Source organism: Leuconostoc falkenbergense, assembly GCF_014634805.1.
GTDB classification, from domain to species: domain Bacteria; phylum Bacillota; class Bacilli; order Lactobacillales; family Lactobacillaceae; genus Leuconostoc; species Leuconostoc falkenbergense.
On record NZ_BMBS01000003.1, the window covers coordinates 32,726 to 48,027 of the forward strand.

12 protein-coding genes and 2 pseudogenes are annotated in these 15,302 nt (G+C 39.6%); 6 read left to right on the plus strand and 8 right to left on the minus strand.

Translation table 11 applies throughout. From position 1 onward, the window contains the following. Positions 1-280 precede the first annotated feature (280 nt). Positions 281-2,920: pseudogene (locus IEU71_RS01350) on the plus strand (cation-translocating P-type ATPase). Positions 2,921-2,961: 41 nt separating this feature from the next. Here the strand turns inward: IEU71_RS01350 and IEU71_RS01355 are convergent. From IEU71_RS01355 to IEU71_RS10305, 5 genes and pseudogenes are all read right to left on the minus strand, one after another. Beyond that, positions 2,962-3,426 (minus strand): hypothetical protein, encoded by a 465-nt coding sequence (locus tag IEU71_RS01355; protein ID WP_004911478.1) that lies wholly within the window; start codon positions 3,424-3,426, stop codon positions 2,962-2,964. 1 nt (position 3,427) lies between these two features. Next, positions 3,428-4,762: an amidase family protein gene (locus IEU71_RS01360; RefSeq protein WP_004911475.1), complete on the minus strand. Its 1,335-nt coding sequence runs from the start codon at positions 4,760-4,762 to the stop codon at positions 3,428-3,430. Continuing rightward, positions 4,759-5,979 carry an ABC transporter permease gene (locus IEU71_RS01365; RefSeq protein WP_004911474.1) on the minus strand — a complete coding sequence of 407 codons (1,221 nt, stop codon included), beginning with the start codon at positions 5,977-5,979 and terminating at the stop codon, positions 4,759-4,761. Before IEU71_RS01365 ends, IEU71_RS01360 begins: the two co-directional genes overlap by 4 nt. Further along, the gene (locus IEU71_RS10300) at positions 5,972-6,448 is read right to left on the minus strand and encodes an ABC transporter ATP-binding protein (RefSeq protein ID WP_371867059.1); all 477 of its coding nucleotides are present in this window, start codon (positions 6,446-6,448) and stop codon (positions 5,972-5,974) included. The genes IEU71_RS01365 and IEU71_RS10300 overlap by 8 nt, the downstream gene beginning before the upstream one ends. 6 nt (positions 6,449-6,454) lie before the next feature. After that, positions 6,455-6,879 (minus strand): annotated as a pseudogene (locus IEU71_RS10305) (ABC transporter ATP-binding protein); the annotation flags it as partial. A 135-nt stretch (positions 6,880-7,014) separates the two neighbouring features. Here IEU71_RS10305 and IEU71_RS01375 point away from each other — a divergent pair. From IEU71_RS01375 to IEU71_RS10130, 3 genes are all read left to right on the plus strand, one after another. Continuing rightward, on the plus strand, positions 7,015-7,224 hold the full coding sequence (locus IEU71_RS01375) for a P8 family protein (protein WP_004911464.1): 210 nt from the start codon (positions 7,015-7,017) through the stop codon (positions 7,222-7,224). 150 nt (positions 7,225-7,374) lie between these two features. Then, a complete protein-coding gene (locus IEU71_RS10125) occupies positions 7,375-7,938 on the plus strand; it encodes a DUF916 domain-containing protein (RefSeq protein ID WP_004911463.1) in 564 nt (187 codons plus the stop codon). Continuing rightward, positions 7,908-8,402, plus strand: coding sequence for a DUF3324 domain-containing protein (locus IEU71_RS10130; RefSeq protein WP_233127265.1), 495 nt, complete (start codon positions 7,908-7,910; stop codon positions 8,400-8,402). The genes IEU71_RS10125 and IEU71_RS10130 overlap by 31 nt, the downstream gene beginning before the upstream one ends. Before the next feature lie 100 nt (positions 8,403-8,502). On the opposite strand, the gene IEU71_RS01385 is transcribed toward IEU71_RS10130, so the two are convergent. From IEU71_RS01385 to IEU71_RS01395, 3 genes are all read right to left on the minus strand, one after another. Further along, the gene (locus IEU71_RS01385; protein WP_036066529.1) at positions 8,503-10,122 is read right to left on the minus strand and encodes a lectin-like domain-containing protein; all 1,620 of its coding nucleotides are present in this window, start codon (positions 10,120-10,122) and stop codon (positions 8,503-8,505) included. Next, the gene (locus tag IEU71_RS01390; protein ID WP_004911453.1) at positions 10,103-11,518 is read right to left on the minus strand and encodes a hypothetical protein; all 1,416 of its coding nucleotides are present in this window, start codon (positions 11,516-11,518) and stop codon (positions 10,103-10,105) included. The genes IEU71_RS01385 and IEU71_RS01390 overlap by 20 nt, the downstream gene beginning before the upstream one ends. Before the next feature lie 105 nt (positions 11,519-11,623). After that, positions 11,624-13,567, minus strand: a complete 1,944-nt coding sequence (locus tag IEU71_RS01395; protein WP_004911449.1) for a Cna B-type domain-containing protein — start codon at positions 13,565-13,567, stop codon at positions 11,624-11,626. Between the two features lie 323 nt (positions 13,568-13,890). On the opposite strand from IEU71_RS01395, the gene IEU71_RS01400 reads away from it, so the two are divergent. Beyond that, positions 13,891-14,436 (plus strand): hypothetical protein, encoded by a 546-nt coding sequence (locus IEU71_RS01400; RefSeq protein ID WP_004911446.1) that lies wholly within the window; start codon positions 13,891-13,893, stop codon positions 14,434-14,436. A 54-nt stretch (positions 14,437-14,490) separates the two neighbouring features. Beyond that, positions 14,491-15,282, plus strand: coding sequence for a hypothetical protein (locus IEU71_RS01405; RefSeq protein ID WP_004911445.1), 792 nt, complete (start codon positions 14,491-14,493; stop codon positions 15,280-15,282). Positions 15,283-15,302 lie beyond the last annotated feature (20 nt).

The window sequence follows — 15,302 nt, forward strand, 5'->3', positions numbered from 1 at the left end:
TTTTTTTATCATTATCTCATGATATCCACAAGAATTAAATTTTGACAGTGAGTGACATTAACAAATGCAATGACTAATTAAGATGACGATGGTTCATTTTTATTTGCACAGCACATCATGATAGCGATTGTTTTATGCAGTCAAACTCATTTTGTACGGAAGTGCTTGCACGAGATAGTATGCAACTGCCAACATGACAGCGCTGGGGAAAACGTGTCATGGCTACATCATGTAGTTTTATAATCTTCCCATTAATAGTAAACCAACAGGAGGACACTAAATGGAAGCGTTCCGAAAGGGTATTAAAGAAACAATATCAGCACATCAAGTTAATGTGCAAAATGGCTTATCATCACAACAGGTGACACAAAGTCGGCAAGAAAATGGTGCTAACGTATTTGATGCTGAGAAAAAAGTTTCATTATTTAAAAAAATATTACTCAGTTTAAATGACGTTGCTACCATTATTTTATTGATTGCAGCGGTGATTTCATTTGTTGCAACCTATTTAGAATCAAGCGGTAATTATTTTGAAAGTTTGTTAATTATAGGTATCGTCGTCATCAATTCTGCATTGGCCATTGTCCAAGAAGGTAAAGCAGAAGATTCCTTAGCGGCACTCCAAAATTTAAACCGCACCCAAGTGAAAGTTTTGCGCGATGGTCATATTGTGCAAATTGACGCTGATGACGTCGTTTTAGGGGATGTCTTAGTGGTTGAAAATGGTAGTGCCATTGCTGCTGATGCGCGTTTGATTGAATCAGTTGAATTACAAGCTGAAGAATCGGCATTAACTGGCGAAAGTTTACCTGTTGAAAAAGATGCAAATGCGACATTTGATTCAGACAATAACATTGATTTGGGTGAACGTATTACAATGGTGTATCGTGGGACAACAATCGTCAATGGACACGGTCGTGCAGTGGTTACAGCTGTTGGTATGCAAACAGAAATGGGTAAAATTGCCAGCCTGTTACGTAATGAGTCTAAGACACCGTTGACACCTTTGCAACGTCGATTAGTACAATTAGGTAAAAACATTTCTTGGTTAGCGATTGGTGCTGCTGTGATTGTTTTGGGACTAGGCATTTCACAAGGCATGGATCTTAAGCACATCTTTTTGACAGCCATCTCATTGGCAGTTGCGGTAGTGCCTGAAACTTTGGCTGTTATTGTGACGATGACATTGGCGCTTGGTGTGTAACGGATTGCGCAAAAGCACGCCATCATTCGTCGTTTGCCAGCCGTTGAAACATTAGGGACGACCAATATTATTGCGTCTGATAAAACAGGTACCCTAACACAAAATAAAATGACTGTTCGAAAAGTTTGGCATGATCAGCACGACGATTTGTTGGATATCGCTGATGGTTTAGATACTTCAGCTCAGGAAGTGCTATCATTAGCCGCCCTGTCGACAAACGTTTCTGTTAAATCAGTGGATGATCAAAAGGTCTACGACGGCTTGCCAACTGAAGTGGCCTTGGTACGTGCTATTGAATCAGAAACGTCACGTGAACATCTTTTATCACAATATCCTCTTGTCGATCAAGTACCATTTAACTCGACAAAGAAGCGGATGACCACTGTTCACAAACGTCCAGAAGGTGGCTACATAGCAATCACAAAAGGCGCGTTTGATGTTTTATTGCCAATGGTTAAGCATGGCAATCATCAACGAGCTGAGCAAGTGAACAAAATATTTGGTGAACAGGCATTGCGTGTTCTAACAATTACACACAAAAACTTTGATGTCATGCCAGAAGAGCCAACACAAGCTTTCTATGAGCAGGATTTAACTTTGGTCGGTTTGGTTGGTATCATTGATCCACCACGACCTGAATCAGCGCCAGCCGTCGAAAAAGCACGACAAGCCGGTGTACGTACCATTATGATTACTGGAGATCACGTCGAAACAGCCAGCGCAATTGCTCGTGAAATTGGCATTTTGCGTGAGGGTGACCAAACAATTACCGGCTCAGAATTAGCTAAGTTGTCCGATCAAGAATTAGATGACAACATACAAAGTTATAGCGTTTATGCGCGTGTGACACCAACAGATAAAATCAGAATTATCAAATCATGGCAACGTCAGGATGCGACGATTGCAATGACTGGTGACGGTGTTAACGATGCACCAGCCTTGAAAGCCGCTGATGTAGGTATTTCTATGGGTGAAACAGGAACAGACGTGGCCCGTGAAGCATCAGATATTATTTTGACAGATGATAATTTTGCGACGATTATTAACGCCATTTCTGAAGGACGTGGTGTTTATGTTAAAGTCCGCAAAACAATTAATTTCTTATTGAGTGCTAACATTTCTGAGCTATTAGTGATTTTAATTGCCATGTTGTTAGGCTGGGGTTCACCTTTGTTACCGGTTCATTTGCTGTTCATCAACTTAGTGGCCGACGGATTACCGGGTTTTGCACTGAGTCGAGAACCAATGTTGACAAATGTTATGAACCAACCGCCAATGCCCAAAAATGCCAAGTTATTTGGACAAGGGCTTGATCGACAAATTGGGTTGAACGCAATATTGTTTGCGGTTGTGACGCTAATTGCCATTTGGATGGGGCAAAACGTAATATTGGGCGGATTACAACCTAATGAACAAGTTGGACAAACAATGGCATTTATCATCTTATCGTTAACTTCGATTTGGCACGTCTTTAATATTCGATCAGAAAAAACGCTGTTTGCAATCAGCTATGGTGCCAATAAGTCGCTAGTCAATATGGCGATAATCGCGACATTGATTACTTTGGCTATTTCGTTAGTACCACTGACACAGACATTATTCGGCTTAACAGGGCTTTCAATTGCTCATTGGTCGGTAATCTTGGTCTTATCAATACTACCAACGATTGTTATTGAATTATTAAAGCATATACGCCCAAACTTATTTATAGTCTAAAAAAACCAGCTGCAATTTATGAGTTGGTTTTTTCTTTGCGATTATTTAAGTAATTGGTCTTGTGCGATGATAAATTGGGTGAGCGCTTCATCATTAATACGCTGATTATGTTGCTTTAAAAATCGTCGATACAGAAACCCGATTCTTGGTTGAAAAATAAATGTTGTTGGTGCGCTAAAGTCGTCTTCTAATAGTTGATAAGTTCGAATGGCGCTTGCAATTAAAATTTGTTCTGCCTGACTTGCAATTAACGATAAGTCGTTAGCTTCTTCAAATAAAAATTGCTTTTCGGCTGCTGCTAGTGCTTGCTGAAATCGGTTGAGATTATCTGGTTCGATAGCACTATCTTGAGCAACGCTCAGCATCGTTTTTTTAAAACTGTCAATGGCAGACGGTGTTGCAGAAGCTGTTAATTCGAATCGTTCAAACGGCATACCATTTGGCGCTGTGTGGGTTTCGTAGCGAAACCATGTTGGATTAGTTAAAAAATAAGGGGTGTTGGTCATGCTAAAACTCCGGTATTAAACGTTGATGATGAGATTCAATTGATTCGCCAATGACTTTGAGAGCAATCTCATTGAAGGGCTTAGCGACCATAATCACACTTGAGAGGCCATGAAAGTAGAGGTCATCACTACTGCCGGTAGGTACTGTTAAACTAGGATAACCGGCAATCGCAGCAAGATTAATTAGTTTGGTGTCATCACCAAGTAAAACATTGTTATCTTTGAGCATAGTATCAAGCAACCGTCGTGCTATGTCTTGGACACGTGGCTTTTCTTGGGTGGCGTCGCCAGCAAGAAGTGCTTTTTCTAGTAATTCTTGTCCAAAAGGTGCACGTTTTTGGATATCGGCTTGATTGAAATTAATGATATCTTGAAGAGTGTTCATTCTAGTGCTGTGTGTTGTGAGATAGCTGTTTATGCCATGCTGAAATTCCGACAAGAAGACTGCTTTTTCGTCGTCATCATTTGGTTGTTCTTCCGGCATGTCAACGCGATCGTAGTGATCCACATAATCAGAAACTGCTTCGTGTAATGACGTGGTCCATTTTAGTGAAGATAGAACGCTTAAATGTGACTTCATCACAGGGACTAGTTTTTGATTTTGATTATATTGATTTAATGCTGCAAATAGTGCAAAAGTGTCAGATACTGTACGTCCCATTGGACCAACAGTATCTTGTGATTCAGCTAGCGGCAGTATACCATCATTTGGTAGTAGACCATGAGTTGGCTTTAAACCAACAATACTATTCATATGAGCGGGTGCTAAAATAGAACCATTAGTCTCCGTGCCAACAGCTACTGTGGCCATGCTGGCAGCCACAGCAACTGCTGAGCCGGAAGAAGAGCCACTTGGCGTGATATCTGGCATAATTGGATTGATGACACGTCCACCACGAGAAGAGAAGCCAGAAGGTTGCGTATTGCTCATAAAATGAGCAAATTCAGAAAGATTGTTTTTACCCAAAATAATAGCACCGGCTGATCGCAAACGCTGGACAATTGTCGCATCTGATTTAGCAATATTATCTGCTAAGGCTAGTGAACCAGCTGATGTTGGCATACCCGCGACATCAATGTTATCTTTTATTAAAACTGGAATGCCAAACAATAACTGTTTTGGGGTCACCTGACCTTTAAGCCTAGCATTATCTGCAGCTAAAGCTTCGTCTAAAGCATTGGGGTTTAAATCGCTAATGGCATTGAGATGGTAAGGCGCTGATTCGAGTTGCTTAATCCGTGCTAAATAGCTTTCAACCAAAGCAACTGACGTTATTTCACCGGCGCGTAGCATGGCTTGTAACGCAGTGACACTTTGTTCTTTAACATTAATCATTTTCTAAAAAACCTTCCAGTAATTTGTTTCATAATCGGTTCGTCTGAATATGATAAGACATTTTTGGCATAAATACCTTGTCCAAACCAAGCTAATAGGATTAGGGCAACAAATGAAATACCAAGTGAAGCCAAGGCAGTCGGCCAACCCTCAACGTGGGTGACCAGACGCACTGGCATCATGGATTGTGAAACAAATGGGACATAACTTAATGCGCGAATAGCGATATTATTAGGCATAAACGTCATGAAATAACTAAACATATAGCCAATCATCGCTAAAAATGAAATAGGTTGAATGGCTTGTTGCACTTGTGCGTTGTCGTTAATCAATGAAGCAACCATAGCCGTCAGTACCAAATATAAGGCAACAGCAATGAGTATAAAGGCTAACGCGTAGAGCATAAAGCCAGTTGTCACACCATTTAGATTAGACGTGATCATTTTGACAAAAACATTATCTTTCAAAAAAATAACAGTAGCAAATCCTGCGATAAGATAAATCAGCATGTGCGTCAAGGCTAATAGAAACACGCCAATTAATTTACCAAAATACTGAATGCGAGCAGAAGTGGCTGCCAACAAAATTTCCATGATACGTGACGATTTTTCGTTGGCGATCGCGTTGGCAATCATTGAGGTATACCACATTACCACAATCATAGTAATAACACCAATCGCAACAGCGATGGCGTAATTCGCACCCTCAGTATTGTCACCACTTTCAGACTGATTTGCTTGTTGCACAACGGTTTTGAAGTTAACAGGCTTCATGAAATCAGCTGTCTGTGCAGCAGTTAAGCCATACTGCGTGGCTTTTTTGGCTTGTGAGAGTTGATTTAAAATAGTGGCGATATCGTCTTTTGGTACTTGGTCACTTTTTGGTTGGGTTGTCAGTGTCGCTAAATCTGACTTTAAAGTTAAGACACCACCCAATTTTTCTGATTTTAATGCTTTATCAGCTTGTTTTTCGTTAGTGATTTTGGATATCTTCATGTCCAAATTTTTTGCTGATTGAACAAAAGGAACCCGTTCACTTGCTTGTCCGATAACGGCCACTGTGGGCGTTGTGTTGCCCTGCAGTTGTGTTACACCAAAGGCGACACAACCAATAACGGCTACAAAAATTAAGGGAGATAATACCAAAATCCAGTAGCCACGTGATTTGAAGTTAGCTCTTAGCGTATCTTTAATGACAATATTAAGTTGTTTAATCATGAATAGCGACCTCCTGACGGAAAATGTCATCTAATGTCGGTGGTTGTTGGCTGAACGCTGGAATATAACCATTTCGCGTTACTAATTCAAAGACGCGACGTCCAGCAGCTTCATCAGATAAAACTAAATCAAAGCCGGTACCTTGTTTAGTGACGGTGGCGACGCCTTCAATTGCAGCCAGTTCAGTGGCTGTTGTTGGCGATTCAACATAAATGCGTGTCCGTCCAAATTGTTCACGAATGTTTTGGACTGGTCCTTGTAAGACTGTTTTACCGTTTTTAAGCATCGTTAAGTCATCAGAAATTTTTGTGACATTGCTCATGTCGTGACTTGAAAAAATGATCATAGCACCATTGTCACGCATACGGATAATTTCTGACATCATGAGACTGGTGTTGACTGGGTCAAGGCCTGAAAAAGGTTCATCCAAAATAATGAAGTCTGGTTCAAAAATCAAAGATGCAATCATCTGAACTTTTTGTGCGTTACCTTTCGATAAAGTCTGAACCTTATCTGTTGGTTTGCCAACAACATCTAAACGCTTCATCCACTGAATTAACGATGATTTTGCATCAGCACGCGACATACCATGCAATTCAGCAAAGTACAAAACTTGTTCTTCGACTGTACGCTTTTGGTATAAACCACGTTCTTCTGGTAAAAACCAATTCGTTGTTTGTCTAGCTGGGTGATTGGGTGATCATCCCACAAAATACTGCCGGAAGTAGGCTCAATAAAGTTCAAAATCATACGAAATGTGGTCGTCTTTCCCGCACCATTTTGGCCGATGAGACCCATGACTTTTCCGGGCGTTAAAGTCATATTCATATCAGCAACGGCAGTATGTGCGCCGAATTTTTTGCTGATGTCAGTTAACTGAATCATATTACGCTCCTCCATGTTAATGCAGTCCTATGGTATAGGACCTCTCTTATACTCCATTGTGACATAGTTAGCAAGCTAGGACAAGTTAAGAAGTTTGCATTTTAGCCAAAAAAGAACTATAACGGAGTTAAGAAAAGGGGGCCATAAATCATGGCAGATGAAAAATTCGAAACGTTAGATATTCCAATGAATGAAGTATTTAGTTGGAGCGAGGACAAAACCCCACTACGTGATGCACTATGGAATCATTTCATGGAAGCCAGCAACAAAGATACTTTGTCAACTTTGAAGCACTTGAAAGCATTTGAAAAAATGTCTTCTGATGAAGTGAAAACGGAAGCTGCTAAAGTACTAAAATAAATCTAAAATACAAACGTCCAAGCTGTGTTATGCTGCTTGGATTTTTTTTGTCTATATTTTGGTCTTAATTAATTCACAAAACGCGCAAAAATCCGCCACAATCATTGTCTATAATAAAAGCATAAACTCTCAATATAGAAGGAATAGGCGATGAATTTTAAAAAAATAGGACTGATTTTTGTAGCAACTGCAATGACGATGACACCATTATTAAGTACCGCTAATGCGGAAGATAATAGTGTTGGTTTGCGTGTGAGCGCTGTTTTGCCAGAAAATCAACGATCAAACGATATTTCATATTTTGATTTGTTGGTTAAGCCAAAAGATGAACAGACGCTCATTGTTAACGTAGTCAATACCAGTAATAAACCACAAACTGTGAACACAGCGGTCAGCGCTGCCAAAACAAACATCAACGGTGTCGTAGAATATGCCCCATCTAAGAACAAACTAGATAAGTCAGCACCGTTTGATATGGCAAAAATTGCGACCCTACCTAAATCAGTAGAAATTCCTGCCAATAGCTCAAAAAAATTGGAAGTGAAATTGGCTATTCCAGATAAAAACTGGGATGGTGTAGTGGCCGGGGGTATTACGGTGACACAAGCTGAAGCTACCCAAAGTAATAGTAACAAAAAAAGCGGTGTAACGATTCGAATCGATACGCCTACGCAATTGGTGTTTTGCTACAAACAAAACAGGATTCAACCGTAGCTGAAAAATTGAATTTGGCTAAGGTAACCGCTGGTCAAATTGATGCACGCAATGCAATCATTTCCGAATTGCATAATACTTCCGAAACATATCTTAAGAAAGTATCTGTGACATCAAAAGTAACGCGTGTTAACAGCAGTAAAGTGCTCTATGAATCTAAGAAAAGTGATATGAAGATTGCACCGAGTTCGATTTTTAACTACCCAATCAATTTAAAGGGACATGCCTTTAAAGCGGGTCGTTATACAATGAATATGACTGTAAAATCTGAAAAAAACACTTGGCATTTCAAGAAAAACTTTACCATAATAACCAAAGAAGCGACTGATGTGAACGCCAAGGATATTACAATTGTCCATGACGAAGGCTTCAATTGGTGGTGGATCGTCTTGATTGTCGCTATCATACTAGCTCTGGGTGCCTATATTTGGAAGCGCCGTCGTAATCAAACTAACAAGAATTAAATAAAAAAAGCCTAAAAAGAAGCAATGCATATCTGAAAGATAAAGTAACTGTCGCAGATATGTGGCTTTTTTTTAGGCTTTTTGATAGCAAATAATTATCTTAACGTTCGGCTAGTAGTGTGTAGTGAGCTAATAGTGTGACGACTTGAGTGAATGAAGATGATTCACTTGCCGGGCTTGGTTGAAAATTAGGCTGTGTCATTTCGTTAAAATCACTTACTGTATCTTGAAATAATGCGTATGGTTGATTTTTGGAGATCACATGTTTCTTTTTTGGCGTTGTGACAGCGGGTGATTGTTTGCTGCTGGTTGGTTTTTTAGATTGCGACGTGGCATTTTCAGTAGCTGCTTGACTAGCTGATGACGCCTTAGGCGTTGATTGTGTGTTGCTTGGATTTGGTTGCGGTCTTATTTGTGCTTGTGAGAGGAATGGGTCTGCAACGCGATCAGTGTGCTGGGAAATCGTACTGTTGTTGACGGGTTGACTGGCATTCTTTTCGAGGTGAATTGTGAAATGCCAAGTGGTGTTATTATCCTTTGGCAAAACAAAGCTGCCGGGCCAGTCAGTTTGAGACATTGTATAGTCTTTTAATTGTGCCAGAGTGGACACTGGTGAAAAATCAATTTGTTCGCCAGTGTGTCCAGAAAAAATAGCCTTGCGTAGTATTTTGCCTTGATATTCAAAGTTAATCGTAACGTATTGCGTTAAAGGTTCGTAATAATAATTAATGCTACGGTTGTCATGATACGTAAAAATGCCGTTGGCATTATTTGGTTGCGACGCGAGCTTAAAACCGGGTAATGATAGGGGCTTTGTGTGATAAGGTGTGTTCAAATCACCAGAAATAGTTTGTGAAGCTGCGAGGGGATGTTGTTGCTCATCGAGATAGTTAATCCTTAGCGAGGTGGTATAAGGGTGGTAGTCGTTGCGTTCAATCATTAATTGTTGCAAGTTATGATTGGTACCCGTTGACGCAGAAAAAACAAGCGATATTGGATTGGTTAACAAATCCTCATCAGTGATGTGATAGGACCATACTTTTGACTGATAGGTCACCATTAAATTTTGTGTTTCAGCATGGTAGACTATCTGCAATGATTCAAAATCATCATTAGTGTGTGGTTTGATAGCCATGGCATCATGTTCATAGGTTTGAATTTCACCATCTGTGCTAGATCCAAAGAAAGCACCAAATGGTGACCCGTTGCCTTCTGAAGTACCAAATTCTTTGGGATCGCTGGTAAATGATCCTGCTTCGCCGTTGGCATTATAATAAGTATCTAATTTGAAACCAAAAACATTCGCAATTTTACCTAAACCAAAGGCACCACCATTTGTATGATTAACTTGACTAACCTTTTCAAAAGGTACCAATGCGAAAGCTAACCCGTCGCCACCGCATTGTTGTTGCAATTTGCTACCTAAATTAACCTTTAAGTCCAACGAAAAATCTTGTGATAAATCAATGGGCGTATTTTGATAAGCAGCTCCGGACAGCATAGGGTGGTCATCAGTTAACGTAAAAATATTGTGATTAACTTTGGCCGAACCATTGGTTGTAAAATTTGAAATTAATTGTTGTTGTGTTAAGTGGCTTTGTGAAATTAAAGCACTAGCATTAGCCACTGTGTAAGGCATTAATTGATTAACAGTGAGTAGTGTTGAACTAAATGCCAAAAGGTAGTAGAGGCGGTTTATTTTATTTTGATTGTTGGTCATTTTTATTTTTCTTTAGCCTTATGATGAGTTCAGCGAGTGATTGCCAATCACTAACTGTGGGTGGTTTTTTCCAAATCACTTGAGGTTTTGAGACGTCGTCACAAAGTGTGTCCGACAGGTAAATGTCAGCACTGTCATCAAGGACTTCAGTGACAAAATGCACACTGGCGTGACTGATATGATCTTTTAATATCGCTTCGATCATATTATTGGTGAAAGGGGATCCCGAAAAATTAAGACTAATAGTGATGGCGTCAACATTAGTGATGTCCAAATAGTAAAAGATGATACTAATCATATTTAAAATGGCTGCGTTTAAATAGGTGGGTGGCACGATTTCTTTGGGATAGTTAATTGATTGTAAAAAGGATTCAATCAAGTAATAAATTGACGGATAGATATCTTGAAAATAATTCGTTGAAATATTATCTTGCGATAGCAGCGCCCAATGGTTAGTTGTCGTAAATTTAAGGCAATAACATGCCATTGCGTGACTAATTTTCTCAGCGTCTTCGGGTGTGCAATTTAATTTACTATGACTTAATCTTGGCATGATTACCGCCGCCAGTCGATCTACAATTGGTTGGGCGTAATCAGTGAAAGAGATGGGCGCCGATATTTCTAATAGGTCAAAAATATTAAGGGCACTAATGAGATGTGATAGCACCATGTTATTTAGAGGAATGCCTAAACGTTGACAAATATCATCTGGCAAACCGTCATCAACATGGATGTGCTTGTCTTCGTGTTGCATGATATTGCGGCAGTTGTCTGGATTATGGGTTATTTCATTCAAAAAAATAGCGATCAGAAGTCTTTTTTTGTCAGCACCGTGGGTATTGATGTAGCTTTTGTCAACTAAAAATTGACTGACTGCTTGACTTGCTGACAGGATATAATGATCAAATTTTGGTTTAGCATCGTAGTGATCGTAAATCACAAAAGCGGCCGAAATCACAGCTTCGGGTGAGTCAAGATCAATAAGCTCTGATAAGGTATTTTTTTGAATGAAGAAATAAGAGGTGCTCCAGCCAAATTCCGATTGCATAAACGTGTAATTTGGTATGCTGCCAGAAATTAATCGTTGATCTAGCAATAATTTAAGTGGCGATAAATCAAAGAAATATTGCGATAAACGATAGACATGATAACGAGTCAATGTCATTTTTTGATAAATGATACCACGTTTTAGTACCATCCAATCGTCACCAAATAACACGTTGATGTCACTATTTAGGGCTTCTAATGACTCACGCATCAAATAGTCTGACACTTTGAACTGATTGGTTAAATTACGAAGCTCGTAGGTGTTTTGTTTGTTTTCCAGCAAAGTAGTGAGTAACTTAATCTTTAAAGCGTCATTTTTATTAATAAATTCATTCAGGATTGAGGGCATAGGAATCTTTCGTTGTAGTGTTTATCGGTATATTACATTCATTATAAAACAGTTGGCAGGTCATGCAAAAAAAAACCCATCAATTAATTTGATGAGTTTTATCAATTAGTTGTGACGTTTTTGATACCAAACGAGTGTAATCGTAGTCATAGCCAACGCTAGGAGAACGAGTGGCACAATTGCCAAAGCTTGAGCACTTGTACTTGGTAACTTAGCTTGCTTAGCAGGTGCTTCAGGTGTGAGTTTTGGTTCACTAGGTTGAATTGGCTTATCTGGTGTCACTGGGTCTACTGGAATAATTGGCGTAGGCGTAGGCGTGGGAGTAGGAGTAGGAGTAGGCGTAGGTGTTGGCGTGTGATGATTAATAATATCGAAGCCAGACACTTCAGTCTTATATCCTGAAACCTTATCTTCAGTGACGGTATAGACAATCTTTTTACCGTTAGTATCGTACTTTTGTAAATCAGTGAAACTGTATTGCCAATTATCTTTGGCTGTTACGGTTTTTGTATTGATGATTTGACCATTAGCCAATAAATTAACTTTAATGGCGTCAGGACGGCTACCATCTTGGTTGTTTTGGTCGTCCCAAGTTTTTGTACCTGATACAGAAGTTGTATCAGATAGTGTATTGGTAAAGTTATTACCGTCTTGTTGAGATGTGTAATGATCAACTGCTTCTTCCTTGACGGTGTAGGTATACGCATTGGCATCGGCATCATACTTTGGCAAGTTAGTGAATGAATATTGCCAGTTCGTCTCTTCGGAAACGGACTTACTATCAATTTTTACACCATTTTGGTAAAGATCAACGATGATTGCGTCAGGACGTAATCCTTCGGCGTTGTTATCATCTTGCCAAGTTTTCGTGCCTGATACAGTTTCAGTGGTTTCACCACCACCGCCACCACCATTATCTGGTGTATAGATATCTACGGTCTGCTTTTCTATATTGTCACCAGTAAGCTGACCAGAATTTTCATATTTGGAAGATTGACCGCCATCGGTAGCACGAGAGTCATAATTAATTAGAACGGTATCACTAAAATCACCAATATTGATATGGAATTGCGTGTCTGAATCATAGGAGATTGCGTCAGCTGGCACATCACTACTTTTTATGAAATCTGTAAAAGTAGCGTTGTAAGAACCATGCATTGCTGCCACTGTACCATGGACAACTTGTTGATTTTCGCCTATGAAGTCTGTATAAACACCATTTTTAATTTCTTCTTGTGTTAAATTCAGTCTCACTGTCCAATGAATAAGTGTTGGATCATTAGAATCAACTGTTCCCCATTTATACAAAACTTCATTTGGATCTGGTGTTGGATTGCCATCAGGGTCAACATGAATAGTTTGACCATTTGTTCCCCAATCAATCGGGACATCTGTATCTTCTTCTACTTGGCTATGATTCCAGTGAACCCAAATATTGAAGTCACCATTTATGCCGTTTTTGGCTGATGTTTCTGCATAATCAGTAAACGTAATTGTTACTTTACCTGTTGTATGGTCAGCCACAGCATGACCAATGACATTGCCGGCAGCGTCTTTGATATCAAATGTGACATCAGATTGTAATGCCAATACTGAGGGCACATTAACCGACATTGTATCTCCGGACTTAATAGCAGTTCCTGCGGGAATGTTATAGTCCCAGTGGGCTTGCATATTGTCGTAAATGCCAAAATCCGTTTTTGGATTACCGTTTTCATCTTCGAGTTCTGCATGGGTCACGAACTGGTCACCCCAGTCTGTGGCTCTCAAAGCAGGCGCACGAGATTGTGCTTGTGCATTAGTTATTTGATTAGTAGCTTTTTGATTCTGTGTTGTTGGTATTAGTGAAGACTTGTCGCTTGTAGCGGGCAAAGTTGTAGCTGCTGTCGTCTCTTCTTTAGTGACATCAGTGTGATTGCTTTGCTCCGTTGTTGCCTGTGATACTGTTGTATCCGTTGAAGCTGCCTGTGTGGCAGCTGATATAGGCGTCACAGCAAAAGTGCTGATCATCACAACCAAACTGAACAGTGTGGTGAATTTCTTGAACATGTTTCTCTCCTTATCATTTTTCTATTGTTCATCAGGTATTGTAATAGGGTAAGTCATCATATCATTCTCAAGAATTTGATTAAAAATTAAAAAAATAAAAACCGTTATTATAGTGCTGAATAAGCGAGAATGATAACGGTTTCAGTCATATCAAGAGTGCCCGCCAAGTAGTCAAAGAATAGTCACAAACTGAACGATTTTGTTCACTGTTAGTTCATCAGTTCTCCCGTATATCTTCACAAATTTTAGAGATAATAATCTTGTGAAGAAGTGAGAGTGTTCTCGCGGTAACACAATATACATAAAAGGAAGAGGTATATATTATGACGATTTACACAAAGACAATCACTGCTGCTTTGGCATTAATGTTAGGTGCAGCCCCACTTGTTGGTACTGTTAGTGCTGAAACTTCAGATGGAACTGTGACATTTTCTGATGAAACAGGTGCACTGTCAATTGATAGTGCAGATGACATTACATTTGGCACAATTGACTTGGCAAGCGTTGCTGATTTCACACCTACGGCTACAAACCAAGCAACAGGTAAGGTTGTTTTGAGCCAAACTTCAGCTAATCCAACTGGCACTTATGGTATTACAGTGCAACAAACAGGTGATTGGATCAATGGTGGAACGCAAGCGACAGCAGCTAACCTGCCAATTCAGTATGATGGTACTTCTATTACAGCTGCTCAAGATTTTGTTACTACTGGTACGTCTGCGCCAACAACACGTGGTTTATCTGACAAGAATTTTAACTATGGCTCTAAGGACTTTACTTTAGACTTGACAGGTAGTGGTAATTTGACAAATGCTCTTGACAAGGCATTGACATCTGAAGTGACTTGGACTTTGACAGAGGGTGCATAATGCTTAGAAGACTATTCGATTAGAGTAGTCTTTTTCTGGTATGAGGTAGAGTTCATGAATGACAACATCATATCAATTGCTGAAAAGATTTACTTTGATGACGATGGCCAATTAGTTATTACTGAAGGACGACCGAACTTCACATCAGCAGTTGAGAAGCTTTTTGATAATAGTGTTAGTATGCACATCTGTCATTCGATTAGTTGGCAGACGATGGATGATATAGTAGGGGGCATTGTAAAGTCGGCTTATGATAAGTCACAGAAAGAAAATTTGATAAGCACTTTCTTACGCGCTTTATATGCTGGCGAAGTCAGTCCAACGGTCAATCATAAGGCAACAGCTGCCACTTTGAGCGACGATTACAATGCATGGTGTTTGCAAAACATTGAATCACTATGGTCACAAAATAACGGTTTAGTTCAAACATTTTATCAAAAAATGTTTAGTCAAGTGCACAACTTACGTTTAGATAAAGGTTTTTGGAATATAAGAATTAAGATGAATTTTGACCCACGTCACTGGGTGCACTACAATGATGCTGGTGTGGCAGATATGAGTGATGATAATCCGAATCCACCTAGTGGACCAGATGTTTATCGCAACACTTTCGTACTGACAAGCGATGCTGACGCCAGACAATTAAACTGGCTAGCAGCGGTCACGAGTGCAATAGGATTCGGTTATCCAGACTTTGTACAAAATAAACTGGGTGTGTCATTTAGTTTTCCAGCAGTCTATACGTGGCAACCAGTTTTGTACTCGTCTTCTAATAGCTTCTTAATTAATTGGGATCATAAAGCCTACTTGAACGAATATATTGAGTGGGATACAAGTAAATTTTAGCTTAAATTATCACAAAAGGA

Bases quoted from the DNA above. Each gene is read 5' to 3' on its own strand.
- IEU71_RS01355 (WP_004911478.1), bottom strand. From the start codon at position 3,426: ATGACCAACACCCCTTATTTTTTAACTAATCCAACATGGTTTCGCTAC.
- IEU71_RS01360 (WP_004911475.1), bottom strand. From the start codon at position 4,762: ATGATTAATGTTAAAGAACAAAGTGTCACTGCGTTACAAGCCATGCTA.
- IEU71_RS01365 (WP_004911474.1), bottom strand. From the start codon at position 5,979: ATGATTAAACAACTTAATATTGTCATTAAAGATACGCTAAGAGCTAAC.
- IEU71_RS10300 (WP_371867059.1), bottom strand. From the start codon at position 6,448: ATGATTGCATCTTTGATTTTTGAACCAGACTTCATTATTTTGGATGAA.
- IEU71_RS01375 (WP_004911464.1), top strand. From the start codon at position 7,015: ATGGCAGATGAAAAATTCGAAACGTTAGATATTCCAATGAATGAAGTA.
- IEU71_RS10125 (WP_004911463.1), top strand. From the start codon at position 7,375: ATGAATTTTAAAAAAATAGGACTGATTTTTGTAGCAACTGCAATGACG.
- IEU71_RS01385 (WP_036066529.1), bottom strand. From the start codon at position 10,122: ATGACCAACAATCAAAATAAAATAAACCGCCTCTACTACCTTTTGGCA.
- IEU71_RS01390 (WP_004911453.1), bottom strand. From the start codon at position 11,518: ATGCCCTCAATCCTGAATGAATTTATTAATAAAAATGACGCTTTAAAG.
- IEU71_RS01395 (WP_004911449.1), bottom strand. From the start codon at position 13,567: ATGTTCAAGAAATTCACCACACTGTTCAGTTTGGTTGTGATGATCAGC.
- IEU71_RS01400 (WP_004911446.1), top strand. From the start codon at position 13,891: ATGACGATTTACACAAAGACAATCACTGCTGCTTTGGCATTAATGTTA.
- IEU71_RS01405 (WP_004911445.1), top strand. From the start codon at position 14,491: ATGAATGACAACATCATATCAATTGCTGAAAAGATTTACTTTGATGAC.